Below are 23002 nucleotides of genomic sequence, written 5' to 3' on the forward strand. Positions count from 1 at the left end.
TCTGAGTAACGAGTGAGAACTGAGAACTTAAGTTCTATGCAATAAAACTGTCATGTCTGGTGCGAATATTGATTTTCATACACGAAGTTTTCCCTGATTCTTCCTCTATGCAATGACACGCCGCGACATGAATTGCTCGAATCAGGGATGTTCATTTCCAGCTTTGTGCAAGCGGCAAGCGTGTCAGTCAACGGTTGCGATCAAGGCACCAGCGGCCACGCTTTCGCCGATTTCGACATGACGCGTCAACGTGCCATCGCGGTGAGCGAGTACCTGCATTTCCATTTTCATGGCCTCCATCACGGCGATGAGTTCGCCTTGCTTGACCTGGGCGCCGTCCTCGGCCTTCCAGGACTGAATCGTGCCTGCCAGGGGAGCCGTCACAGATTGCGCCGAATCAGCCGAGGCGCCCAGCGCAGACGCTTCGTCGACGAGTTCGGTGCTTGACGACAGGCCACGAAGCAATCCCGGCGGCAGACCTAACGTCACATACCGACCGTCAATTTCCAGGGCCATGCGCTGCAAGCGTGTAGTGTCGGGCGCAGCAGGGCGCACAGCGGCTTGCAGGTCGTTGTTAAAGTCGGTTTCTATCCAGCGGGTGTGGATGTTGAAGCCGTGGGGCCCTCCCACGAAATCCGGATGTGCCAGGACCGCGCGATGGAATGGTACGACGGTGGCTAGGCCTTCGATACGGAACTCTTTCAGGGCGCGGCGGGCGCGTGCAATGGCTTGGTCGCGCGTTGCACCGGTCACGATGAGCTTGGCCATCAGCGAGTCGAACGTGCCTGGTATCGTTGAATCCGTGGCCACGCCGGTATCCAGGCGCACGCCGGGGCCACTAGGCGGATCAAAGCGAGTAATGCGCCCGGGAGACGGTAGAAAACCCCGGCCCACATCCTCGGCATTGATACGAAATTCGATGGCATGGCAACGAGGAGCAGGCGTGGCCGCGATGTCCAGGGGCAGGCCATCGGCAATGCGCAACTGCGCTACCACCAGGTCCAGGCCATAGGTTTCCTCCGTGACAGGGTGTTCGACCTGCAGCCGCGTATTGACTTCCAGGAAAGACACGGCGCCCGACGCGCTTAGCAAGAACTCGACCGTGCCAGCCCCGACATAACCCGCGTGCGCGCAGATGTTGCGCGCGGCGTCGTGGATCTGCTGAGACTGTGCGTCGGTGAGGAAAGGGGCAGGGGCTTCTTCCACCAGTTTTTGATTGCGTCGCTGTAACGAGCAGTCGCGTGTGCCGAGCACCACGACATTGCCGTGTTGATCGGCCAAGACCTGTGCCTCAACGTGGCGCGGCCGGTCAAGATACTGTTCGACGAAACACTCGCCCCGACCAAAGGCAGTGACGGCTTCCCGGACTGCCGAGTCGTAAAGATCCGCCACTTCCTCCATGTGCCAGGCTACCTTGAGCCCTCGGCCACCGCCACCGAAAGCCGCTTTGATCGCAATAGGCAAACCGTATTCACGCGCAAAGGCCAACACTTCCTCGGCGCCGCCAACCGGTTCGGCTGTGCCTGCGACCAGGGGCGCGCCGACTTCCATAGCGATTTTTCGAGCTTGTACTTTGTCGCCCAAGCGCTCGATCGTGTCGGGCGAGGGGCCAATCCAGACCAGTCCGGCGTCGATGACCGCGCGTGCAAAGGTCGCGTTTTCCGAGAGAAAACCATAACCCGGATGGACGGCGTCGGCACCGCTGCGGCGCGCGATAGCCAGGAGCTTGTCAATGTTCAGATAGGTGTCGGCAGGGCGCTCGCCCTGCAAACCATAGGCCTCGTCGGCCATACGTACATGCAATGCCTCGACATCGGCATCGGCATATACGGCAACGGACTGCACGCCATAGTCAGTGCAGGCGCGGATGATACGTACGGCGATTTCGCCGCGATTGGCAATCAGGACTTTCTTCATGATAGGGATACGGGTTCGGGTAGTTGCGACGAGATTTGCATGACGGGCATCTCGATCGGCACAAATTCGGAGATCGGGTTGAAACGAACGCGCGCGCCAATGGGAATCTGGCCTAGCAGATCCAGATGCCAGGGGGCTACCGATCCGATGACCGGATAGCCACCGGTCAGGGGATGATCGGTCAAGAACACCACGGGTTGGCCACTAGGCGGCACCTGGATCGAGCCTCTGCGCGTCCCCTCACTGGCAAGCTCGGCATGATTGGAGCGTTGCAGGACGTGTGCGCCGTTCAGGCGGATGCCGACACGGTTGGATTCGGGTGTGACCGTCCACGCCTGCTCGTGAAGCAACGAGACGGCCCGTTTATCACACCAGTCGGTGCGCGGGCCGAGCACGATATCAAGTATGACCTCGGTGTCCGAGCGGGGGAGGTCGGGCACAGGAGCTTCGGGCATGCCAACGATGGCTCCCTGCCGAGGTGCAGGAATGGCGATCAGGTCGCCCGCAGACAAGGGGGCCGGGCCGATGCGGGCCAGCGTATCGGTGGCCCGGCTGCCCAGCACCGGCGCCACATCAAAACCACCGCGTACAGCGAGGTAATACCGGATGCCTGCGCATGGCTGGCCCAGCGTGAGCGTATCGCCATCGTTCAGGGCAATCGCCTGGTGGCTAGGCACAGTCCAGCTTGCGGCGTTCGTGGTACGCAGTGTCAATTCGCCTTTGGCACCGGTGACGGCCACGACGCACGCACCGTGAGCACGCACCTGCAGTCCTCCGTAGACAGTTTCGATGCAGGCGTCTCCGGCCAAATTGCCCACGAGCCGATTGGCCGCGCGCAATGCCGCCCGGTCCACCGCGCCCGACATGGCCACGCCTTGACGGGCCTGTCCCGCACGACCAAGGTCCTGGAACAACGACTGGAGTCCAGGCGCCACGATCTCCAGCGCGGGCAGACTCGCTGGCTGTGCCACGGGTCTCGGCAAAACGGAGCTCGGCAGAGGTGTACGGACGGAGGCAGGACCGGCATCGACAAATCGCACGCGATAGCCGGGTTGTAGCAGGGCGGGCGTTTCACGTGAGATATCCCACATCGGCGTGTCGGTCATGCCCAGTATCTGCCAACCTCCCGGGCTGGCCTGGGGATATATACCGCTGAAGGTGCCGGCCAGCGCCACCGCGCCGGCCGGGATGCGTGTGCGCGGAGTCTGACGGCGCGGCACGTCCAACCTGGGATCTCCGCCGCTGAGGTAGGCAAAGCCCGGCGCGAAACCGGTGAATGCCACGGTGTAAATGCGGCCGGTGTGCAGACGCACGATTTCCTCGGGCGAGAGGCCCAGCATGCGCGCGACGTCCTGCAGGTCTTCGCCGTTGTAGTGCACGGGGATTTCGATGAGTTTGCCGTTGCGCGCCACCGTAGTGGTGATGTCGCGCGTGGCGACGTCGGCTCTTAATGTCCTGGCCGAAACAATTTCCGGATGAAAGACGATGAGTACGGTACGCGCAGCAGGGACGAGCTCGGTGACGCCAGGAATGGGGCGGGTTTGCAATGCATCAAACAGCGCCAGCGTTTGCTCGAGGCTGTCGAGCTCTACGAGCAGTGCATTAGTATTGACTGGTAGAAAGCGCATGGGGCCTCCTGTGCGACGTAGGCAGCTGCTGATGAGATGAGGATTCGGCGCCGGCGAATGCCTGGATGCGCACGCCAGCTTGCTCCAGGGCAAGCCGCACGGCGCGTGCCATTTCGATGGCGCCGGGGCTGTCTCCGTGTACGCAGATCGAATCGGCTTGCAGGCGTGTCAAACTGCCATCTGACGTTTCGACCACGCCATCTTCTACGAGGCGCAGCATCCGGCGAGCTACCAAGGCCGGATCATGCAGCACGGCGCCCGGTTCGCGGCGCGAAACCAGCGTGCCTTGCGGCGTATAGGCGCGGTCGGCAAAGGCCTCTGCGATGACACGCACACCACGGTCGCGCGCCTGCGCCACGAGCGGCGAACCAGCCAACCCGACCAGGTATAGCGACGGGTCGATCTCCAGTATGGCCGTGATAACGTCATTGCCTTGGCGTGAGTCGTGCGCAATGGTGTTGTACAGCGCTCCGTGGGGTTTGACGTAGGTGACTCGCGTACCGGCGGCCCTTGCCAGCCCCTGGAGCGCGCCGATCTGGTAGATGACATCGGCCACCAGGTCGGCGCTGGAGATATCCATGTTGCGGCGTCCAAAACCGGCCAGATCGGGGTAGGCCACGTGGGCCCCGACCGCCACGCCATGAGTGTGCGCCGCCTTGAGGGTTGCGAGGATGCCCGCCGCATCGCCAGCATGGAAACCGCAAGCCACGTTTGCACTGGAGACGATTCGCAGCATGGCTGTGTCATCACCCATTTTCCAGGCGCCCAGGCTTTCTCCGAGGTCGCTATTCAGGTCTATCTGTGTCATGTGCTCTCGCATCCTCAATGCAGCGATAGGAAGGAGAAGATGGGGCCGATGGACTTGTAGCCCATGAACCAGGTCAGCAGGCAGCACACTGTGCCCAACACCAGCAGGATACGGGGATAGGTGTGACCGCCCATCAAATCGCGACGCGTCCAACCGGCGATCATGAAAATGGTGAGTCCCAACGGCAGAATCAGGCCATTGAAGCCGCCGGCAAACACCAACAACGCCGCGGGCGCGGTGCCCAGCAACGCAAAGATCACCAGCGAAATTGAAATGAAAATCACCGTAGCGCGATTACGGCCGGACTCGCCTATTTTGCTGTTGAAGACGGTAATGAAGGACATGGATGTGTAGGCCGCCCCTACGATGCTCGATAGGGCGGCAGCCCATAAGATGAGCCCGAAGACACGCAGGCCGAATTCGCCGGAGGCAGCCTGGAACGCCTGGGCGGCCGGGTTGGCAGCCTGGCTGGAGAGGTCGAGAACCACACCGCTGGCGACTACGCCCAGAATGGCGAGGAACAGCACGTAGCGCATGATGCCGGTGACAAGAATGCCGTTGAAGGCGCCACGCGTGATGGCGTCGACGTGCTCAGGGCCGGTCAGGCCTTTGTCCAACAGGCGATGTGCCCCGGAATAAGTGATATAGCCGCCTACCGTGCCTCCCACGATGGTGGTGATAGTGGCGAAGTCGATATGGTCTGGCAGTACGGTCTGGCGTAGCGCCTCGCCCACGGGGGGCTGGGAGGCAAACATGACAAACACCGTCATCAGGATCATGACGATGCCCAGGACGATGAGGCTGCGGTCCATGGCCACGCCGGCTCGGCGCGACAGAAAGAGGCTGACAGCCAGCACGGCACTGATGACACCTCCCCATTTCACGTCCAGACCCAGCAGGGCGTTCAAACCCAATCCGGCGCCTGCGATGTTGCCGACGTTGAATACCAGCCCGCCGAAGATCACCAGGGCGGCCAGCAGGTAGCCACTGCCCGGAATCACTGCATTGGCAACGTCTGACGCGCGTCTGCGGGTGAGGGCCACGATGCGCCAGATATTCAGTTGAACGATGAAGTCGATCACGACAGACGCCAGGATGCCGAAAGCGAAGGCCGCGCCCATGGTGGCAGTGAATGTGGCCGTTTGCGTGATGAAACCAGGGCCAATTGCCGAGGTGGCCATCAGGAAAATTGCGCCCAGCAGCGAAGAGCGCCGCTTGTTGGCGAATTCGCGCGCGGGCGCGGCAAGCGTATCGGTGTGACTCATGATCACTCCCCTTAATGGATTGGATTGGACGATCATGTAGATCAATAGTTACATTATTGTTCTACAAAACAGGCTGAATAGTAGGTTGATACAGTTTCGATCGAATATCGGTAATTGCCCTAGGTCAGGGCAGAAATTGCGACAATGGGAACGTCCGAGACCGGGTTCCGATACACTCGGCCTACTTTCTTGCTATGTTTCGCGCGCTGCGCCAACCCTACTTATGCGCCATTCCGACGCTCATCAAAGCCTCACTGACAAAGTCACCGAGCAAATTCGTTCTCGGCTCATCAATGGCGAGTTCGTGCCAGGCCAGCGGTTATCCGAGGCGGCTTTGACTCAGGTCCTGGATGTGTCGCGCAACACACTCCGTGAAGCTTTTCGCATTCTGACCAAGGAAGGATTGCTGACCCATTTGCCCAATTGTGGTGTGTCGGTCGCCGTGCCCACCATGGCGTCCATCATCGACATCTACCGCGTCCGCCGTATCATCGAATGCCAGGCACTGGCGCAAGCGTATCCACGTCATCCTGCACGGCAACGGATACGCCAAGCCGTGGAAGAGGCGCTGCGATGCCGCGCGCAGCAAGATTGGCAAGGCGTAGGCACGGCCAACATGGCGTTTCATAAGGCGATCGTCGAGTTGGCCGACAGCGAGCGATTGAACGATATGTTCTCGCATTTGTTGGTCGAGTTGCGGCTGGTGTTTGGGCTGTTGCAAGACCCGGAGTTTCTGCATGCGCCTTATGCAGAAATGAACGAGCAGATCCTGCTGCAGACGGAGGCGGGCGAATTCCGTCAAGCCGCTGATGCGCTCAACGATTACCTTGTGCAGTCCGAACGCATCGTGTTGGCGGGCTATGCACGCCGGCTGGGTGGTAACGCCCACTGAATAAGAAAAGAAGTTCGGGTGGAAGTCACCCGCTTCGGATTACCGAGCGAAAGCGTGGCGTTGGGGACGATAAAGTGCGCAAATGAATCCCATCCGCCCAAACCAACGTCCTGGTGTATTTCCCTCTACGTCATCGCAGCCGCCCGCAGAGGGCTCGAGGAGCGGGGTGAACCCCGGCCGCACTGCGTCAGACTTCTCACCTGGGGCAGGAAGAGGGGGCAGACATGCGGCGGCGTCTCTATCCCAGAATCTGGGGCCCCGAAATGCTGCTGTGTCACGGTTAGGGGGCATGGGCAGTTCCGTCGCGGGCACTCATGCGAGCTTTCAGCCGGCGGGGCAGCTAAGCGCCAGGTCCAGTATGCAGGGGTTGACCCTCGCGAGTCCGGGCCGGTTGACTCTTTTTCCCAGGCAGCCCACGTTTTTGGGTGCCTCAACGTCAGGCGTGCCGTCTGGGCCTGATTTTCAGGCTGCGACGGTACACGCGGCTTTTCAACACCAGCCAGGCGATACAGCGGCCGACAGGGTAACGATAGGAAACCGCCAGTTCGTTTCCGCGCCGCTTTCGCCACTGCGCTTTGCCAGACGCCTGGTATCGCCTGTGGGCCAGGGGCCGCAGCGATTTGCGCTAAGTGGGCCGCCGAGTTCGGAGGCGACTCGGGCGATCCTGGCCGACAGCCAAGGCAACCGGGCCTTTGCGCAGGAAAGATTGGCGGACATCAATGCGCTGATGCTGGGCAAATTTCCGTTTACCCTCGAACTGTTGCAGCAACAAAGTGCTGCGACTGCCGAGCATCTAAGGCGCACCGATCCGCATGGTTCTGACCTGAAGTACGCAGTAGATAACTATCGCAGCTGTGGCGACCACATCTTGATGAGCGCAATCATATGCGGGCACAAAACGCTACGCGATTTTTTGCATGCGTCCATGCCGGGCCAGTACCCGACCGATGACGATGAAAAAGTACAGCAATGGTGCGAAGAATTTCTACTGCGTTATGTCAGTAGTGCCGGAGTCGAGTACACGCCGCAAGACGTCATGGCGCGGTTTGAAAATGACGATGAGCTGCAACGGGAGGCGCGCTTGCTGGATAAGTTCCTCAAAGCAGGACCTCCTATTGCCGACGCATGCGTGATGAAAGGTATCGGAGCAATTAGCGACGGTGAGACCGCCGCCATGAGTACTCGGGTCGCGGGCCGCGATTACGTCAGGGCATTTCTGTCAGGACAACCGATAATGTACGACGGGTTTCTGAGCACGGCTTTCGACCCCAAAGCGGCGGCGGATTTTGCGGGAGGAGACCCCTCCACACGCCCTGTTTACGCGATTGACTTTGCTGATAGGAGCGGGCGCTCGGAAGCTTTGCGGCGCCACGCACTGGCGGATTTAAGCAACCCCACGATCGAAGATCAAGCGGCGTCCATCATGTTGGCGATCCGTACGCGGCAGGCACGTGGCGCCGTACTTGATAGCAGCGCAGCTCCGGGTATTGCGGATGAGACGGAACTGTTGCTGGCGTCCGGGCACGTGTTGGCCCCGGTAATGGCGATTCGCTGCGAGAAGGGCTATGTGCTGCTGGCGGACGCTTATCATCGCGACTTTGTCCAATAAGATGATGGGCAGCGACGATTTCGCCTACCTGCTGCAGCGTTGCTCCGGCGCGGATCCGAGGAATGGATGGCGACCGCAGAACGGCTGACAGTTCAGAGCGTGGCCTGAAACAAGGGCGCGGCCAGGCTTACCAGCGCCTGCGCCAATTGCGCGCGCACGTTCGCACGGGTCCACATAATGCCGACCTGCCGCTCCAGCCGCGGTGCAGGCAGGGGCCAGCGCGTGATCGCCATATCGGGCGGCCCGCCGACATTCCAGTCGGGCAATATGGAAATACCCAGCCCCTCGGCCACGAGCCTGCCTATCGATTCAATGCCGTCGAGTTCAAAACGCACACGTGGGCGTACGCCGTGGTGCCGCAGATAATCATCGGCCAGTTTGCCGCCGACGACTTGGCGGTCGTATCGAATGAAAGGCTCGGCCGCCAGCGTCTTGATCGGATCTCGCACACGCATCTCTGCAGGCGTCACCAAGGTCAAAGGCTCATTACGCAGTCCGTGCCAGGCACAACTTTTGGGCAGATCGAACAAGGGGTGCACCATGACGGCCGCGTCCAGATGGCCATCGAGCACCCGTCGATACAGCACCGTGGTGGGCGCAGGTTCGATATAGATCTCAATGTGAGGATGGGCCTGCACCCACTGCTTGAGCACGCCGGGCAGGATGTGCGTCAAGCCCGTCGGCGTGGCTCCCAGACGTAACGGGCCCGCCGGCAAATTGGTTTCCGAGGCGGCAGAGCGCAGATCCCGGACTTCGCTCAATACCGTATGCGCGCGCTGCAGGATGCGGTTGCCGGCCAGCGTGGGCTTGACCGTACGTCCGGCGCGTACGATCAATTGACTGCCTACGTCGGCCTCCAGCGCCTTGATCCGCTGTGCGACCGATGCTGGCGTCAGATCCAGCCGGCGGGCGGCACCGGCGATCGATCCGGTTTCCACCACATAAATGAAGCTCTGCAGGAATCGTGTGTCCATGGGCGCCAGACGCTATCGCAGCGACTAAAAAGATGGATTTTATAACTTCACAAAATGCCAGAACATTATTTTTCTTTTTCTTTCACCGGTCCAGAATACATCCATACACTTTCTTCTGTATGCCCACTCTGAGGAGCCCCACGTGCCCAAGATTCTTTCCGTCGACGTTTGCGCCGCCGCCGTCCCGCTGGACAAAGTCACTTCGTTTTCCACCCGTACCGTCAGCACGCGCTATTACGGCCTGGTCAAAGTGCGTTCGACAGACGGTGTCGAGGGCATCGGATTCTGCTATGTCGGCAGCGCCGCGGGCGAGTTGTTCGTCAACGCCGTCGAGCAACTGCTCGCGCCGGTTCTGATCGGCCAGGACTCCCACGCGGTCGAACGCCTGTGGCAGAACATGTACCAGGAATCCCTGCTGCAGGGGCGTGCCGGCACCGTGATGCGTGCCATCAGTGCGTTGGATACGGCACTATGGGATTTGAACGCGCGCACTGCGCAATTGCCGCTGCATCGATTCCTGGGCGCATACGAGTTGGACTCGGTGCCGGCCTATGCCAGCGGCGGTTATTACCTCGACGGCAAGACCCCGCAAATGCTGGGCGAGGAAATGGCCAGCTATGTGGCCAAGGGCTTTAACGCCGTGAAAATGAAATCCGGCCGTCTATCGCCTGCCGAAGAAGAAGCCCGCTTGCGCGCCGCGCGCGAGGCAGTGGGGCCGGATGTCGAAATCATGATGGACATGAACAATGCCTGGGTAGATACCACGCAGGCGATGCAGTACGTGCGCCGTTTCGAACAATACAACCCGTATTTCATCGAGGAGCCGTTTTCGCCCGACGACGTAGACAGCCATGCAAAACTGGCCACGCTCACCAACATCCCCGTGGCGACGGCCGAGATCGGCTATGGCCGTTGGTATCACAAGGAATTGCTGGACAAGAACGCCGCGGCGATCTTGCAGCATGATGCGGCCGTCTGCGGCGGCATTACCGAATGGCGGCGCATCTCGGCGACGGCCGCGAGCTACGGCGTCATCGTATGCCCCCATTGGTTCCACGATCTGCATGCCCCGCTGGTCGCCGCCACACCCAACGCGCGGTACGTCGAGTTTTTCTGGGACGATCAGGTGCTGAATTTCCGCAAATTGGTGGATCGTCAGCTCGAACACAAAAATGGCCGGGTACTGTTGCGGCAAGACCCGGGTCTGGGCTTTGATTTCGATGAGTCCATGGTCGAGCGCTATGGGCAATGGCGCACCGTGCGTTGACGCGTTCACAACTGACTTTCCGATGGAGCCCGCTCGATCATGCCTGCATTGATTCCTGATACGCCGCGTTTGCGTGGCGTGCTTTCTCCCGTACTGACACCGTTCAATCCTGATTACACACCGTCGGCGCCGCGCTTTGTGGCGCATTGCAGGAACCTGCTGGAGCAGGGCGTGGGTCTGGCGATATTCGGCACCAACTCGGAGGCAAACTCGCTAAGCGTTGCCGAAAAACGAGCGTTGCTTGATGCCTTGTTAGAAGCAGGGTTGCCCGCCGGCCGCATGATGCCTGGCACCGGCGCATGCGCGTTACCCGACGCGATCGAGCTGACTCGGCATGCGGTCTCAGCGGGATGTGCCGGGGTACTGATGCTGCCGCCGTTCTACTACAAAGGCGTCAGCGACGAAGGACTATATCGAGCCTTCGCACAGGTGATCGATGAAGTCGCCGACGAGAACCTGCGCGTGTATCTGTATCACATCCCGCCCGTCGCGCAGGTCGGTATCAGTATGGGGTTGATCGAGCGCTTGCTGAAGGCCTATCCCAAGAATATCGCCGGCATCAAAGACAGTTCCGGCGACTGGAGCAACACCGAAGCCATGCTCAAGACGTTCCAACCGCAAGGATTCGACGTGTTTGCAGGCAGCGAGACATTCCTGCTGCGTACGCTGCGAGGCGGCGGTGTCGGTTGCATCACCGCCACGGGCAACGTCAATCCGGGCCCCATCGCCGAGCTGTATCGAGAATGGCAAAGCGACAACGCCGACGCGTTGCAGGCCGGCCTGGATGCCGTCCGTAATGTGTTCCAGAAATTCCCCATGATCCCCGCGATGAAGGCCGCCATTGCGCAACGAGCGGGTGACGAGGGTTGGGCCACGGTCAGACCGCCGCTCGTCGAGTTGACGGCCGCGCAACGCGTGTCGCTAGAGGACGGCCTGGCGTCTGTGAATTTTGAAATCCCGGGCGTGCAGACACTGGCATTACCCAAGTAGCGCATCTATCAGAAAAGCAATATGTCTACGCATCACCCCTGAGGCCGGAGGACGACGCCGGCATCCTGAACACCAACCCGGAACGAGATCCGGGAGGAGACACCCATGAATCGCAGAACCTTCGTGGCCGCCGGGCTGACCGGCGTTGCCAGTGCAGTCGCATGTGCATTCGGTATCACCCCGCGTTCCGTCCGAGCCTCGGTAGACACCTGGCCCAGTAAACAGATCAACTACGTGATTGCTTTCGCGCCCGGCAGCAACAGCGATGTGCTGGGCCGCATCATGGCGCAAAAACTGGGCGAAGCGCTCAAGGACAATGTCGTGGTGGAAAATCGCGCCGGCGCGACCGGAATGATCGGGTCGGCCTATGTAGCCAAGGCACCGCCTGATGGCTATACATTATTGGGCGCCAGCATTGCGACCCATGCGATCAACCCCAGCTTGTTCAAGGACATGCAATACGATCCCGTTGCATCGTTTCAGCCGATCACGATCATCGGCATGAATGCGAATACGTTGGTCGTATCCAACGAAAGCCGATTCAAATCGGTCCAGGACATCATCGACGCCGCGCGCGAAAAACCCGGCACGATCTCGTATGCGTCTTCCGGGATCGGTACGACACAACATCTGTCGGGTGTCTTGCTGGAGCAGATAGCGGGCATCAAGCTGGTGCACGCGCCATATTCGGGGCGCTCGGCCATCCCGGACGTGATCGGGCAACAGGTCGACTTCATGTTCGAGGGACCGACGGTCGTACCGCAGGTCAAAGGCGGGCGCCTGCGCGCGTTGGCCGTGACCTCGCCGCAGCGCCTGAAAAGCCTGCCCGAGGTGCCCACGATGCAAGAGGCGGGCGTCAAAGACTACGAGGTACAAGCCTGGCAAGCGATCTTTGCGCCGGCCGGCACGCCGCGGCCCATCGTGGACAAGCTGTATCAAGCACTCGCGCAGATCATCCATTCACCCGATATGCAGGCGCGCCTGGAGGGAATGGGCGTCATACCGTCTGCGATGTCACCAGATGATTTCGCGGTTTTCCAGAAAAAGGAAATCGCGAAATGGGGCGATCTGGTGAAGTCCACCGGGACGAAGGTGGAATAGCGACAGCGTTGATGCTGCACGATACGTCGCCCGCTGATGTCCCATTGGCTGGGCAGGTCAGCGGGCGGACGATGATTTGTCGATGCGCGCCAGATCGAGGGCTTTAGGCTTTCAGCGCTGCAGCAACAGCATCCTGCAGTGAGCCCGTGGGCCGGCCGATCAGTTTCGAGAGTTGCCTGCCATCGTCGTATAGCGCGCCGTGAGACACCCCCACATCCCAAGACGCGATGGCGGCCGCGAGTCCGTCGGGCAGACCCGCGCCCTTGAGCGCGGCAGCGTAGTCCGCTTCCGGGATGTCCCGATAGGGAATGTCCTTGCCTGTCTGCCTGGAGACCTCCGCGGCCAGTTGGGTCAATGTGTACGACGTGTCGCCCGCGAGCTCATACACTTTCCCATCATGCTCCGCACCCGTCAGCACTGCCACGGCGGCATCCGCGTAGTCAACTCTGGGCGCGGACGAGATTTTGCCGTCCTTTGCGCTGCCAAAAAGCGCGCCGTGGGCGAGGGCAGGGGGAATAGCACCAGTGTAATTTTCGGTGTACCAGCCGTTGCGCAGGATGGTGTACACCAGACCAGATTGCTTCAAGAGCGCTTCGGTCTGGGCATGCTCTGGCGCGAGGCTCAATGGTGATGTATCGGCGCGCAAAAGGCTGGTATAGACGATCCGCCTCACGCCCGATTGTTTGGCTGCGTCAATGACATTGGCGTGTTGTGCTGTGCGATGCCCGATATCGTTGCCCGAGATCAGCAGCAGGGTGTCTATCCCGTGCAACGCGGCCTCCAGTGTGGCGGGCTGCGTATAGTCGGCGGCGCGGACCGTGATGCCCAAATCGGCGGCTTTTTCGGGGCTGCGCACCAAACCTACGATATCTCCAGGATTGATTTTTTCTTTCAGCTTCTGAACAACGAGACGGCCTAGCTGGCCTGTAGCGCCAGTGATTGCGATGGTCATGGTGCGACTCCAAGAGATGTGCGGTGAACACACTATAGGGGCAATACTTATTTTTAGTAAGTACGTACAAAAATGTTAGTTAAGGGACTACACTCATTGTGTTGTTGTGAGCTCATCACCTGAATGTCTAAGCCCCGTTCCTCCAAATCCCCCGTTGCGGAATCGCTTTCGGCCAAACTGCGTCGCGGCGACGTGATGGCCGCGGGCTGTCCATCGCGCCCGATTCTCAAGCATCTGACGAGCCGCTGGGGCGTACTCGTATTGATTGCTCTCCAATCGGGGACCCTGCGATTCAGCGATCTGCGCCGCCAGATCGGCGGCGTGAGCGAGCGCATGCTGGCCCAGACACTGCAATGGCTCGAAGCCGACGGAATGGTGAATCGGCGCGCTTTCAATACCGTGCCTCCCCATGTGGAGTATTCATTGACGCCGATCGGCGTCGAGGCGGCGGAAAAAGTGCGAGACTTGGTGGACTGGCTGGAGCTCAGCCTGCCACGGATCCTCGATAAGGCCTCTTCGGTAGATTGAATGCAACGCGAGCGACAGCGGCGCCATGTTGGTTCTTTGTTTGTTCCTGGGTAAGTGTTTCGGCCCCTGCCGGTTTTGCACCCGATACCATCTGGAAGTAACCTAAACAACGATTTCATCGTCTCAAGTCTTTTCCATGTCCACTATCAAAAACTCCCAGATCTCAGACCTCAATGCCTTTGACGCCGAATTGCGAACGCTGCGGCATCATATTCACCAGCATCCGGAACTGGCTTTCAACGAGCAGGCGACGGCATCACTGGTGGCGGAAAAACTGAAAGAATGGGGTTACGAGGTCACCACGGGCGTGGGCAAAACCGGCGTAGTGGGATCCTTGCGATCGGGTTCCAGCACTCGCAGTATCGGTATCCGCGCCGACATGGACGCCTTGCCTATCCTCGAGGAAACTGGCCTCCCGTACGCCAGTCAACACAACGGCGTCATGCATGCCTGTGGTCACGATGGCCATACGACCATGCTGCTGGGCGCAGCGAAACATCTTGCGCAGACCCGCCGTTTCGACGGCACCGTGCATCTCATTTTCCAGCCGGCAGAAGAGCGTGGTTTTGACAGCGGCGCAACCGCTATGCTCGACGATGGTCTGTTTGAGCGCTTCCCTTGCGACTATGTTTTTGCGATTCATAATCACCCGGGTATGCCGCAGGGGCAGATGCTGTTTCGCGAAGGCCCCTTCATGGCAGCCGGCGACCGGGTATTCATCAAGGTAAAGGGAGTAGGGGGACACGCTGCCCGGCCGCACCAAGCGGCAGATCCTTTGGTCGCCGCGGCGCACATTGTGGTCGCATTGCAGACCGTTGTTTCCCGCAATGTCGATCCCGACGAGGCGGCAGTCGTCACCGTGGGCCGGCTGCAAGCCGGCCAGGCGCTCAATGTCATTCCGGACTCGGCCGAAATAGGCATCAGCGTCCGGTCATTCAGTACGGACGTGCGTGCGCTACTGAAGAAACGCATCATCGAGATCGTGCAATCTACGGCCATCGCGCAAGGCGTCACGGCGGACATCGATTATGTCGAAGGCTACCCGGTATTAGTGAATGATGCCGCTGCGAACGATCTCGCGATCGAGGTGGCACGTATGGTGTTGCCCGCTGACCAGGTCGTGCCTCAAACCAAGCGATTGATGGGCAGCGAGGATTTCGCCTACATGCTGCAGCGTTGTCCTGGTGCGCTTGTGCGGCTGGGTAACGGCCCTGCGACTGACGGCCGCGGCTTGCATAACCCGAAATACGATTTCAACGACAACAACTTGGTCATCGGTGCGGCGTATTGGAGCCGTCTGGTGGAAACCTATTTGCGAATCGATGCTGACGCGACGTGATGGCGTATCGGCGAAAGCGCGACTCGTCGGATAGACGCAGAGCTTGAGGTTTACCGGACAGGTCTACGTTAGCGACTAACGTAGACCGCGCGGATTCGCGCACACGAGACGCGGAGCTATCGTTCAACGGAATCGCAGGTTCTCGCGCGTCAATTGCGACACTGACGTGCAGCCCATGAGCTTCATATCGCGCTCGAGCTCGGTGCGCAGTTGACCCAGCGCACGCTCGACTCCCGGTTGCCCGGCCGCTGCGAGAGGGTAGAGATAGAATCTGCCAATACCCACGGCCTTGGCGCCTAACGACAACGCCTTCAGCACGTGCGTACCGCGCTGTATGCCGCCGTCCATCATCACGTCGATCCGGTCGCCGACTGCATCGACAATCTCGGCCAGCTGATCAAAGCCCGAACGTGATCCATCCAATTGACGTCCACCGTGGTTGGACAGAATGATGCCCGTGCAGCCGATGTCCACCGCACGCTTGGCGTCCTCGACGGACATGACGCCCTTCAGGCAAAACTGACCGCCCCAGAGCTTCACCATCTGGGCCACGTCATCCCAGGTCATCGCCGGGTCCAGCATTTCGGTGAAATATCGCCCGATAGACATCGCGCCGCCGCTCATGTCCACATGCTCGTCGAGCTGAGGCAGCCGAAAACGCTCGTGCGTCAGGTAGTTCAGTGCCCAGGCCGGCTTCACAGCGAACTGCGTCAAACCAGCCAGGTTCAACTTGAATGGAATCGAAAAACCCGTGCGCAAATCACGTTCGCGGTTGCCGCCCGTGATGCTATCGACCGTCAACATCATGACGTTGACGCCCGCGTCCTTCGCTCGCTGCATCATCGCCTGATTCAGGCCACGGTCTTTATGAAAGTAAAACTGGTAGACCTGCGGGCCGCTATAGCTTTTGCGTATCTGCTCCAGGCTGACCGTACCCAGCGAGGACACGCCAAACATCGTGCCGAATTTCGACGCTGCGGCCGCGACCGCGTTTTCCCCATCGTGGTGAAACAGGCGCTGCAGCGCAGTAGGGGAGCAATACACCGGCATTGCCAGTTTCTGTCCCATCACCGTGACCGAGAGGTCTACGTCCGTTACGCCGCGCAACACATTGGGCACGAGATCGCATTGCTCGAAGCTCGCTGCATTGCGCCGCAATGTGACTTCGTCGTCCGCCGCGCCATCGATGTAATTGAAAATCGGCCCAGGCAGACGACGTTTTGCAAGCTCACGAAAATCGTGAAAATTGTGGCAATTTTGCAGGCGCATGGCGTTTGAGGTCTCCTCTCGATGGGGTTATTTTTGAATCAGGATAGAGAGAGTCCTATCCTCAGACGGCGCCCTTGCGTATCCGGCCCAGGAACCGGTCAATCCGCCCGATTGCCTCGGTCAGGTCGTCGGCGTTCGGCAGGAACACCATCCGGAAATGGTCATGGTTGGCCCAATTAAAGCCGGTGCCTTGGACCACTAAGACACGTTCCTCGTCCAACAGGCTATACGCAAATTGCTGATCGTCTTGTATCGGGTAAACCGCCGGATCCAGCCGCGGGAACAGATACAGCGCGCCTTTGGGCTTCATCACGCTGACACCGGGAATCTGGGTGAGCAGATCATAGGCCAAATCGCGTTGCCGGCGCAGTCTGCCGGAGGGACCGACCAGTTCATTGATGCTCTGGTATCCGCCCAGCGCCGTCTGAATGGCGAGTTGGCCCGGGGTGTTCGAACACAGGCGCAACGAGGCCAGCATATTCAGCCCCTCGATATAGCCTTGCGCCGGCCGTTTGTCCCCCGAGACCACCATCCAGCCCGCACGGTACCCGCAGGAACGATAGTTCTTGGACAGGCCGTTGAAGGTCAAAATCAACACGTCGTCCGCCAGCGACGCCATGCTGACGTGGGCCAGATCGTCGTAAATCGTCTTGTCGTAGATCTCGTCCGACAGGATGACGAGATTGTGTTCGCGCGCCACCTGGATGATGTCCAGCAGTACCTCGCGGGAATACAGCGCCCCGGTGGGATTGTTGGGGTTGATCACGACGATGCCGCGGGTGCGAGGCGTGATCTTGGCGCGAATGTCAGCGATATCGGGCATCCAATCCGAACTCTCGTCGCACAGATAATGCACCGGGCGCCCTCCGGACAGACCCGTCACCGCCGTGTACAACGGAAAATCCGGGGATGGGATGAGCAGTTCATCGCCATCGTTCAACAGCGCATTGATGCTCATCGAGATCAGTTCCGATGCGCCATTACCCAGATAAACGTCATTGACGTCGACGCCGTGCACGCCCTTGCTCTGCATATAGTGCACGACTGCCTTGCGCGGCGCGAACAATCCCTTGCTATCGGTATAGCCGGCGAAATCGGCCACGTTGCGGATGATGTCTTGAATGATTTCGTCCGGGGGTTGTATCCCGAACGCGGCGACATTACCGATATTCAGCTTGATAATACGTTGCCCGGCTTCTTCCATTTCCCGGGCGCGATCCAGGACCGGACCGCGTATGTCGTACGCAACATTGTTCAGCTTGACGGATTTATCGATGGTTTTCACGCGCAAATTTCCAGAGAGAGGCTCGCGCGCAATAATAAACCATCGCCTGGCAGGGTTCGTCTCCGTCTTACCTCCGGTACGCGACGAACTTCAGCCACGGAGCCGCGTGGAAAACGCCCATCAGCAAATACATCAGGCCCATTCCGCTGATAGGCGAGGCAGGATCGCCGCCCAGGCAGGTCATCGGCTGTGCGTCGCCGCCCAGCAGAAACGTCAGCGCCGCCATGGCTGCGAAGGTCGGGGCAGCGGCCAGGTGTAACCAACGGGCCATCCGCAGGGCGGCCCCACGCGCCTCCAGTGCAGGAGGCGCATCCGGCCATTCGCTTTGACTGAGCGGGCTCATGTTCTTGCCTCACTGGTGAGATCGGCGTGGCAACACGCCGATTTGGCGGTATCGAGCAGCTCCCCGACCGTGCCGGCGGACGCCGCGGTTTGCGCCGGCTCCGTTTGATAGCGATCGTGGTGGCGCACCCACTCCATCTTGTTCTCCACCTCTCGTTCATCGCGTCCCTTGGGCGTGATATCCAGCAGGTTATACGTGCCCATCATGATCTCTACGCCACGCGTATAGCAGGAGTACGTATGGAAAACTTCGCCTGCGTCGCTTTTCAGAAAGACACTGATTCCCGGCCATTCCTCGTACGCATAGGGCCAATCGCCATAGTTGTACTGCAGCGTTCCCCGCGCGACGTCTTCCGGCGGGAAGCTCACGCCGAAATCGTAATTGAACTGGCTGCCATGGGATGAGACCCAGTTAAATTTCCATCCCATCCGTCGACGAAAACGCTCGATATCCGCCAGCGGGGCGCGCGAAATCGCGATAAACGTCACATCACGCTGCGCCAGATGGGTCGTCATCCCGTCGGTATGGTCGGCCATGTAGGAACAACTCTGGCAGCCTTGTTCCCATCCGGGCGCGAACATAAAGTGTTGGACAATCAACTGATGACGGCCGTCAAATAGATCGATCAGCCTGCGGGGGCCTTTATTGGTATTGAACACGTACTCTTTCTCGACACGAACCCAGGGCAGGGCACGGCGCTCTGCCGCCAACTGATCGCGTAACCGCGTCAGTTCTTTTTCGCGCCGCAGCAAGGCTTTACGTTCGGCAATCCAGTCCTCTCGGGAAACGATGCGGTGATCGCCTGCGTTGACTTTGGCACTGTCGGTCTGGGGGACTGTGGTCTCGTTCATGGCTTGATTCCTCGTTGGCTAATTGACAAACTGCGCTGCATCATCGACCTGTCAGGGCAGGGGTGGATACCATGGTCGCACCAGGCCTCGACATCATGGGAGTGACAAATGTGACGGGAATCCAATGGACGCTTTGATTCGGGCGGCGGCGCAAGCCCTGGCCAGGGGCGATGTCCTTGACGCCCTGAACCACGTCGCGCTACGTGAAGAGCCGGCAGCGCTGGCGCTGCGTGGCATCGCCATGGCGCAGTTGGGTGATTTCAGCCGCGCAAAGGCGCTGCTCAAGCGTGCCGCGAAGGCATTCGGCCAGACAGACCAGGTCGCCCGTGCACGCTGCATCGTCGCCGAGGCCGAGATCGCCCTGGTCTCACGCAACCTGAACTGGCCCGTCCCAGCCCTGGATGCTGCGTATACGGTGCTGCAAACGTCTGGCGATCTCATGAACGCCGCCCATGCGCGCAATCTGGCGGCCCGCCGGCTGTTATTGACCGGCAGGGTGGACGAGGCGGCGCAGGCCCTTTCCAATGTGGATCCCGGCAGGTTGGCGCCCGCGTTGCGAGCGGCAGTGGAGCTGACGCTAGCAGGCATCGCCGTCCGCCGCCTGGACACGGCTGCCGCGCGCTCGGCGTTTATCCAGGCCGCCGACGCCGCGCGGCAGGCAGATATTCCTGCGTTGACAGCAGAGGTCCAGCAGGCAGCAGGTATTCTCGACCAGCCGGTTGCATGCGCTATCACCTGCGGCGTAAAGCGTCTCGTCTTGCTCGATGAGGTCGAGTCGTTACTGACATCCGGGGCGCTCGTCATCGACGCATGCCGCGGCCTGGTACGCGGCCCCAACGCGATCGTGCGGCTGGCGAAGCGGCCGGTCTTGTTCACCTTGGCCCGCTGCCTGGGCGAAGCCTCGCCGGGCGACGTTGCCCGAGAAACTCTGCTGCTGCGGGCGTTTCGGGCCAAACACATTGACGAATCGCATCGGGCGCGCCTACGCGTGGAAATAGGGCGTCTGCGCGTGGCGCTGGAGGGGATAGCCAAACTTGGGGCGACCAAACGCGGCTTCGTGCTGACGCCTTGCGATGAGCAGCCCGTTGTGGTGTTGGTGCCCCTTGTTGACGAACGAAACACGGCGATTCTGGCGCTGCTCGCCGACGGCGAGGCGTGGTCGAGTTCGGCTCTGGCCATCGCGCTCGGCATGAGCGCGCGCACCGTTCAACGGGCGCTGGAACCGCTGTGCGCAGCAGGCAAAGTGCAGGCCTACGGTGCTGGGAGGGCACGTCGCTGGACGGTTGCTTCGGTGCCAGGATTCCCGACAGCCTTGTTACTCCCGGACTTGTTACACGATAAGTAGACTATCTTGGTCAGAACCTAATCAACCAGCGTGCCTCATGTGGCAGTTGCTACTTGAGCGGGCGGAACCCGGAGCAACAGATGAAACATTCCAAAGCCGAAATTATCCGCGAATACGGCCCATTCGAGGGCGCAGGCGAAGTCCATGGCGTGACCTACGATGGGCAACTCGTCTGGTTCGCCTCGGGAGACAAACTCAACGCATTCGATCCCGACACAGGCGCGATGGTGCGCCAGATTGATGTCCAGGGCGATGCCGGAACGGCGTTCGACGGCAAGCACCTCTTTCAGATCACCGGCGAACACATCCGGAAAATCGACGTGGCGACCGGCCGCGTACTCACCACGATCCCGGCACCCGGGGATTCAGGCAATAACTCCGGGCTGGCCTGGGCAGAGGGCACGCTCTGGGTTGGCCAGTATCGTGACCGGAAAATCTATCAGATTGATCCGGATACCGGGAAAATCCTGCGAACCATTGAATCCAATCGTGTCGTGACCGGCGTGACGTGGATGCACGGCCAGCTCTGGCACGGGACGTGGGAAGGCGAAGAAAGCGACCTGAGAAGGATCGACCCGGAAACAGGTGAGATCATCGAAACGATAGAGATGCCGGTCGGCACCGGTGTATCGGGTTTAGAGGCAGGCAGCGACGGCCGCTTCTTTTGCGGCGGTGGCGGCAGCGGCAAGCTGCGCGTCGTTCATCGCCCGAAATGATCGGCGGGGTCGGGACGCGCTATACGTACAGGGCGCCGAACCAATGTAGAGACTCATCAACATTATCCCGTTTGCTCGAATAATGTTTTTGTTTTTGACTAGTTTATCCGCAATTGACGGCCTTATATAGTGGCTCCACCTGCCATTACTTTAAGGAATTTGTCAGATGAGCACCCGCGACGTTGTTATTCCGGCCGAACGCCACGCCCTGTACGAACTACACCGATATTCCCCCGCAATCCGAGCCAATGGCCTGTTGTTCGTGTCTGGCCAGGTCGGTAGCCGGCTCGATGGCTCTCCCGAGCCGGATCTTGATGACCAGATTCGTCTGGCGTTCAAAAATCTCAATGCCATTCTCGCCGAGGCCGGATGCACTTTCGACGATGTGATCGATGTGACGGTGTTCATGGTGGACCCGCAGACGCATTTCGAACGGGCCTGGGCTGTGGTCGCGGAGTTCTGGGGCAAAGCGCCATATCCGACTGCGACGGCTGTCGGCGTTACCTGGTTGGCCGGTTTTCAGTTCGAAATCAAAGTGATCGCCAAGCTGCCTGAGGCTGCAGCGGCCTGAACGCGCGCGCACCCGCCAGCAGTCGGTGGGTGCAAAAACCGTGCGTCACGTTGCCAGGCCAATACGCGACATCGTTGCGTTGAACTCTCGAAGGCCGAAGCTCAGCCGCGATCCATTGTTTCCATACACACAACTCTGAAGTGTCAGGCGGATGGCTTCTGCTCGTGCGCAAGTCTGACTAATCTTCGTGAACGCAGTCCGGGAAGTAAACAGCCTGGGCTGATACCCAAGTTTTTCCCATCATTCACGAGGAGTATCACCATGAAAATCGCACTGACCGGCTTGATCGTTTTTTCCGCCTTGATCGGCACCGCCAACGCTGACGGTGGCAATAGCGAGCCACTGACCCAGCTCGCGGCAAACGAGGCGAGCTTCGGCGAAGCGCCGTCCCCGTTGCCTGAACCCATTGTCAACACCAAGACCCGCGCAGACGTTCGCGCCGAATTGGCAGCCGCTCGTGCCGCTGGCCAGATCAGCGATGGCGAAGCCCCATATCCGGTGCCCGCAGCGATCGCCAGCAACAAGAGCCGTGCCGAAGTCCGCAGCGAATTGGCCGACGCCAAGGCGCAAGGGCTGATCACGTACGGCGAACAGGAATACCCCGTTGCACAACACGGTTGATGGATGTTTTGTGTAGAAAGCCTATGCAGTCTGATCGATATATGGGGCACGGATCCCGGTGGATCCTCCCATGCCGCCAGCCCTGAGTCGATCAATTAATAAACGAAGCAACACACGCAGCGCAGCCTCCACGCCGGCCACAGGTAATGCCGTTATCGCTTTGCCTGCGCCTCGGGGTTTTGTGCACGCGCTAGAAAATGCCGGACAAGGGCAGGGGAGTTGTGCTCCAGCCACTGCGCCATGGCGCGTTCTTCCAGCAGGATCCTTTCGCAGATTTCGGCGGTTTCCACATCGCCCACGAACGCGGCAGCTTCTTTCAGCTGGCTATACGCAGCGATTTCAAGGTTTTCAAAAGCAAAGCTGAACAGACTGCCTTTCACTACTTCATCGGACGCAAAGACGCCGGAGAATCCCTGAAAAGTCGCCATCGCCTTGGCGGTCAGGTCCTTGAGCATCGAGGTATCGCCGCCGCGCCGCTCGATGCAACTGCGCACCAGACGCTGTTGTTCGCGCGTTTCTTCGATGTGGCGTTGAATACGTTGATGCAGGTCAGGGTAGTTTTCGATACGCGAGGCCATGCTCTTGAGCATCGTTTCGGCCTGTTCTTCCATGGCGTGCGCATCCCTCAGCCAGTCCATGAGGTGCTCGCTTGCCTTTGAGTCATTTCGTTCCATAGCAATCTCCAGATCAGGCCATCATGAATGTGGTCTGCGCAAGCTCCTCAGCATCCG

At 59.9% G+C, this 23002-nt stretch carries 22 protein-coding genes; 11 read left to right on the forward strand and 11 right to left on the reverse strand.

Translation table 11 applies throughout. The features are described from left to right. Positions 1-183 precede the first annotated feature (183 nt). From ACNA0I_RS05635 to ACNA0I_RS05650, 4 genes are read right to left on the reverse strand one after another with little or no spacing between them, the layout of a single operon-like run. Positions 184-1917: an acetyl/propionyl/methylcrotonyl-CoA carboxylase subunit alpha gene (locus ACNA0I_RS05635; protein WP_415805086.1), complete on the reverse strand. Its 1734-nt coding sequence runs from the start codon at positions 1915-1917 to the stop codon at positions 184-186. After that, complete coding sequence (locus tag ACNA0I_RS05640) at positions 1914-3545, reverse strand: 5-oxoprolinase subunit B/C family protein (protein WP_415805087.1); 1632 nt, start codon at positions 3543-3545, stop codon at positions 1914-1916. The genes ACNA0I_RS05635 and ACNA0I_RS05640 overlap by 4 nt, the downstream gene beginning before the upstream one ends. Next, entirely contained in the window at positions 3520-4353 is an 834-nt protein-coding gene (locus ACNA0I_RS05645; protein WP_415805088.1) for a LamB/YcsF family protein, read from the reverse strand. Before ACNA0I_RS05645 ends, ACNA0I_RS05640 begins: the two co-directional genes overlap by 26 nt. A 14-nt stretch (positions 4354-4367) precedes the next feature. Then, positions 4368-5618: an NRAMP family divalent metal transporter gene (locus ACNA0I_RS05650; protein WP_415805089.1), complete on the reverse strand. Its 1251-nt coding sequence runs from the start codon at positions 5616-5618 to the stop codon at positions 4368-4370. 223 nt (positions 5619-5841) lie between these two features. Here ACNA0I_RS05650 and ACNA0I_RS05655 point away from each other — a divergent pair, with 223 nt between their 5' ends. Together ACNA0I_RS05655 and ACNA0I_RS05660 are read left to right on the forward strand one after the other, a co-directional pair. Beyond that, entirely contained in the window at positions 5842-6510 is a 669-nt protein-coding gene (locus ACNA0I_RS05655; protein ID WP_415805090.1) for a GntR family transcriptional regulator, read from the forward strand. 706 nt (positions 6511-7216) lie between these two features. Continuing rightward, positions 7217-8119 carry a hypothetical protein gene (locus ACNA0I_RS05660; protein ID WP_415805091.1) on the forward strand — a complete coding sequence of 301 codons (903 nt, stop codon included), beginning with the start codon at positions 7217-7219 and terminating at the stop codon, positions 8117-8119. Positions 8120-8211: 92 nt separating this feature from the next. Here ACNA0I_RS05660 and ACNA0I_RS05665 read toward each other — a convergent pair whose 3' ends face one another. Next, positions 8212-9093, reverse strand: a complete 882-nt coding sequence (locus tag ACNA0I_RS05665; RefSeq protein WP_415805092.1) for a LysR substrate-binding domain-containing protein — start codon at positions 9091-9093, stop codon at positions 8212-8214. Positions 9094-9235: 142 nt separating this feature from the next. On the opposite strand from ACNA0I_RS05665, the gene ACNA0I_RS05670 reads away from it, so the two are divergent. The 3 genes from ACNA0I_RS05670 to ACNA0I_RS05680 all read left to right on the forward strand — a co-directional run bounded on the left by ACNA0I_RS05670 (position 9236) and on the right by ACNA0I_RS05680 (position 12451). Next, a complete protein-coding gene (locus ACNA0I_RS05670) occupies positions 9236-10360 on the forward strand; it encodes a mandelate racemase/muconate lactonizing enzyme family protein (RefSeq protein WP_415805093.1) in 1125 nt (374 codons plus the stop codon). A 39-nt stretch (positions 10361-10399) separates the two neighbouring features. Further along, a complete protein-coding gene (locus ACNA0I_RS05675) occupies positions 10400-11350 on the forward strand; it encodes a dihydrodipicolinate synthase family protein (RefSeq protein WP_415805094.1) in 951 nt (316 codons plus the stop codon). A gap of 105 nt (positions 11351-11455) precedes the next feature. Further along, positions 11456-12451 carry a Bug family tripartite tricarboxylate transporter substrate binding protein gene (locus tag ACNA0I_RS05680; RefSeq protein WP_415805095.1) on the forward strand — a complete coding sequence of 332 codons (996 nt, stop codon included), beginning with the start codon at positions 11456-11458 and terminating at the stop codon, positions 12449-12451. A gap of 103 nt (positions 12452-12554) precedes the next feature. On the opposite strand, the gene ACNA0I_RS05685 is transcribed toward ACNA0I_RS05680, so the two are convergent. Beyond that, positions 12555-13403: an SDR family oxidoreductase gene (locus ACNA0I_RS05685; RefSeq protein ID WP_415805096.1), complete on the reverse strand. Its 849-nt coding sequence runs from the start codon at positions 13401-13403 to the stop codon at positions 12555-12557. Between the two features lie 123 nt (positions 13404-13526). Here ACNA0I_RS05685 and ACNA0I_RS05690 point away from each other — a divergent pair, with 123 nt between their 5' ends. Continuing rightward, positions 13527-13931, forward strand: a complete 405-nt coding sequence (locus ACNA0I_RS05690; protein WP_415805097.1) for a winged helix-turn-helix transcriptional regulator — start codon at positions 13527-13529, stop codon at positions 13929-13931. 136 nt (positions 13932-14067) lie between these two features. Further along, positions 14068-15270, forward strand: a complete 1203-nt coding sequence (locus ACNA0I_RS05695) for a M20 aminoacylase family protein (protein ID WP_415805098.1) — start codon at positions 14068-14070, stop codon at positions 15268-15270. 123 nt (positions 15271-15393) lie between these two features. Here the strand turns inward: ACNA0I_RS05695 and ACNA0I_RS05700 are convergent, their stop codons facing one another. The 4 genes from ACNA0I_RS05700 to ACNA0I_RS05715 form a co-directional block, all read right to left on the reverse strand. Continuing rightward, positions 15394-16539, reverse strand: coding sequence for an alpha-hydroxy acid oxidase (locus tag ACNA0I_RS05700; protein WP_415805099.1), 1146 nt, complete (start codon positions 16537-16539; stop codon positions 15394-15396). Positions 16540-16600: 61 nt separating this feature from the next. Next, positions 16601-17824, reverse strand: coding sequence for a pyridoxal phosphate-dependent aminotransferase (locus tag ACNA0I_RS05705; RefSeq protein WP_415805100.1), 1224 nt, complete (start codon positions 17822-17824; stop codon positions 16601-16603). Positions 17825-17891: 67 nt separating this feature from the next. After that, a complete protein-coding gene (locus ACNA0I_RS05710; RefSeq protein ID WP_415805101.1) occupies positions 17892-18167 on the reverse strand; it encodes a hypothetical protein in 276 nt (91 codons plus the stop codon). Further along, positions 18164-19018, reverse strand: coding sequence for a DUF899 domain-containing protein (locus ACNA0I_RS05715; protein WP_415805102.1), 855 nt, complete (start codon positions 19016-19018; stop codon positions 18164-18166). Before ACNA0I_RS05715 ends, ACNA0I_RS05710 begins: the two co-directional genes overlap by 4 nt. Positions 19019-19142: 124 nt before the next feature. On the opposite strand from ACNA0I_RS05715, the gene ACNA0I_RS05720 reads away from it, so the two are divergent. From ACNA0I_RS05720 to ACNA0I_RS05735, 4 genes are all read left to right on the forward strand, one after another. Next, a complete protein-coding gene (locus ACNA0I_RS05720) occupies positions 19143-20363 on the forward strand; it encodes a helix-turn-helix domain-containing protein (protein ID WP_415805103.1) in 1221 nt (406 codons plus the stop codon). A gap of 80 nt (positions 20364-20443) precedes the next feature. Continuing rightward, positions 20444-21079 (forward strand): Vgb family protein, encoded by a 636-nt coding sequence (locus ACNA0I_RS05725; protein ID WP_415805104.1) that lies wholly within the window; start codon positions 20444-20446, stop codon positions 21077-21079. 166 nt (positions 21080-21245) lie between these two features. Continuing rightward, on the forward strand, positions 21246-21650 hold the full coding sequence (locus tag ACNA0I_RS05730; protein WP_415805105.1) for a RidA family protein: 405 nt from the start codon (positions 21246-21248) through the stop codon (positions 21648-21650). 261 nt (positions 21651-21911) lie between these two features. Beyond that, positions 21912-22271 carry a DUF4148 domain-containing protein gene (locus tag ACNA0I_RS05735; protein WP_415805106.1) on the forward strand — a complete coding sequence of 120 codons (360 nt, stop codon included), beginning with the start codon at positions 21912-21914 and terminating at the stop codon, positions 22269-22271. 152 nt (positions 22272-22423) lie between these two features. Here the strand turns inward: ACNA0I_RS05735 and ACNA0I_RS05740 are convergent, their stop codons facing one another. After that, positions 22424-22945, reverse strand: coding sequence for a ferritin-like domain-containing protein (locus ACNA0I_RS05740; protein ID WP_415805107.1), 522 nt, complete (start codon positions 22943-22945; stop codon positions 22424-22426). Positions 22946-23002: the final 57 nt, after the last annotated feature.

The sequence above is a fragment of the Bordetella muralis genome (genome assembly GCF_965139205.1).
Lineage (GTDB): Bacteria > Pseudomonadota > Gammaproteobacteria > Burkholderiales > Burkholderiaceae_B > Bordetella_A > Bordetella_A muralis.

What these genes read in the sequence shown, in the direction of transcription:
- ACNA0I_RS05650 (WP_415805089.1), bottom strand. Translation starts at nt 5,618, where the DNA reads ATGAGTCACACCGATACGCTTGCCGCGCCCGCGCGCGAATTCGCCAAC.
- ACNA0I_RS05645 (WP_415805088.1), bottom strand. Translation starts at nt 4,353, where the DNA reads ATGACACAGATAGACCTGAATAGCGACCTCGGAGAAAGCCTGGGCGCC.
- ACNA0I_RS05655 (WP_415805090.1), top strand. Translation starts at nt 5,842, where the DNA reads ATGCGCCATTCCGACGCTCATCAAAGCCTCACTGACAAAGTCACCGAG.
- ACNA0I_RS05730 (WP_415805105.1), top strand. Translation starts at nt 21,246, where the DNA reads ATGAGCACCCGCGACGTTGTTATTCCGGCCGAACGCCACGCCCTGTAC.
- ACNA0I_RS05640 (WP_415805087.1), bottom strand. Translation starts at nt 3,545, where the DNA reads ATGCGCTTTCTACCAGTCAATACTAATGCACTGCTCGTAGAGCTCGAC.
- ACNA0I_RS05685 (WP_415805096.1), bottom strand. Translation starts at nt 13,403, where the DNA reads ATGACCATCGCAATCACTGGCGCTACAGGCCAGCTAGGCCGTCTCGTT.
- ACNA0I_RS05740 (WP_415805107.1), bottom strand. Translation starts at nt 22,945, where the DNA reads ATGGAACGAAATGACTCAAAGGCAAGCGAGCACCTCATGGACTGGCTG.
- ACNA0I_RS05680 (WP_415805095.1), top strand. Translation starts at nt 11,456, where the DNA reads ATGAATCGCAGAACCTTCGTGGCCGCCGGGCTGACCGGCGTTGCCAGT.
- ACNA0I_RS05735 (WP_415805106.1), top strand. Translation starts at nt 21,912, where the DNA reads ATGAAAATCGCACTGACCGGCTTGATCGTTTTTTCCGCCTTGATCGGC.
- ACNA0I_RS05695 (WP_415805098.1), top strand. Translation starts at nt 14,068, where the DNA reads ATGTCCACTATCAAAAACTCCCAGATCTCAGACCTCAATGCCTTTGAC.
- ACNA0I_RS05715 (WP_415805102.1), bottom strand. Translation starts at nt 19,018, where the DNA reads ATGAACGAGACCACAGTCCCCCAGACCGACAGTGCCAAAGTCAACGCA.
- ACNA0I_RS05710 (WP_415805101.1), bottom strand. Translation starts at nt 18,167, where the DNA reads ATGAGCCCGCTCAGTCAAAGCGAATGGCCGGATGCGCCTCCTGCACTG.
- ACNA0I_RS05635 (WP_415805086.1), bottom strand. Translation starts at nt 1,917, where the DNA reads ATGAAGAAAGTCCTGATTGCCAATCGCGGCGAAATCGCCGTACGTATC.
- ACNA0I_RS05700 (WP_415805099.1), bottom strand. Translation starts at nt 16,539, where the DNA reads ATGCGCCTGCAAAATTGCCACAATTTTCACGATTTTCGTGAGCTTGCA.
- ACNA0I_RS05675 (WP_415805094.1), top strand. Translation starts at nt 10,400, where the DNA reads ATGCCTGCATTGATTCCTGATACGCCGCGTTTGCGTGGCGTGCTTTCT.
- ACNA0I_RS05665 (WP_415805092.1), bottom strand. Translation starts at nt 9,093, where the DNA reads ATGGACACACGATTCCTGCAGAGCTTCATTTATGTGGTGGAAACCGGA.
- ACNA0I_RS05720 (WP_415805103.1), top strand. Translation starts at nt 19,143, where the DNA reads ATGGACGCTTTGATTCGGGCGGCGGCGCAAGCCCTGGCCAGGGGCGAT.
- ACNA0I_RS05690 (WP_415805097.1), top strand. Translation starts at nt 13,527, where the DNA reads ATGTCTAAGCCCCGTTCCTCCAAATCCCCCGTTGCGGAATCGCTTTCG.
- ACNA0I_RS05725 (WP_415805104.1), top strand. Translation starts at nt 20,444, where the DNA reads ATGAAACATTCCAAAGCCGAAATTATCCGCGAATACGGCCCATTCGAG.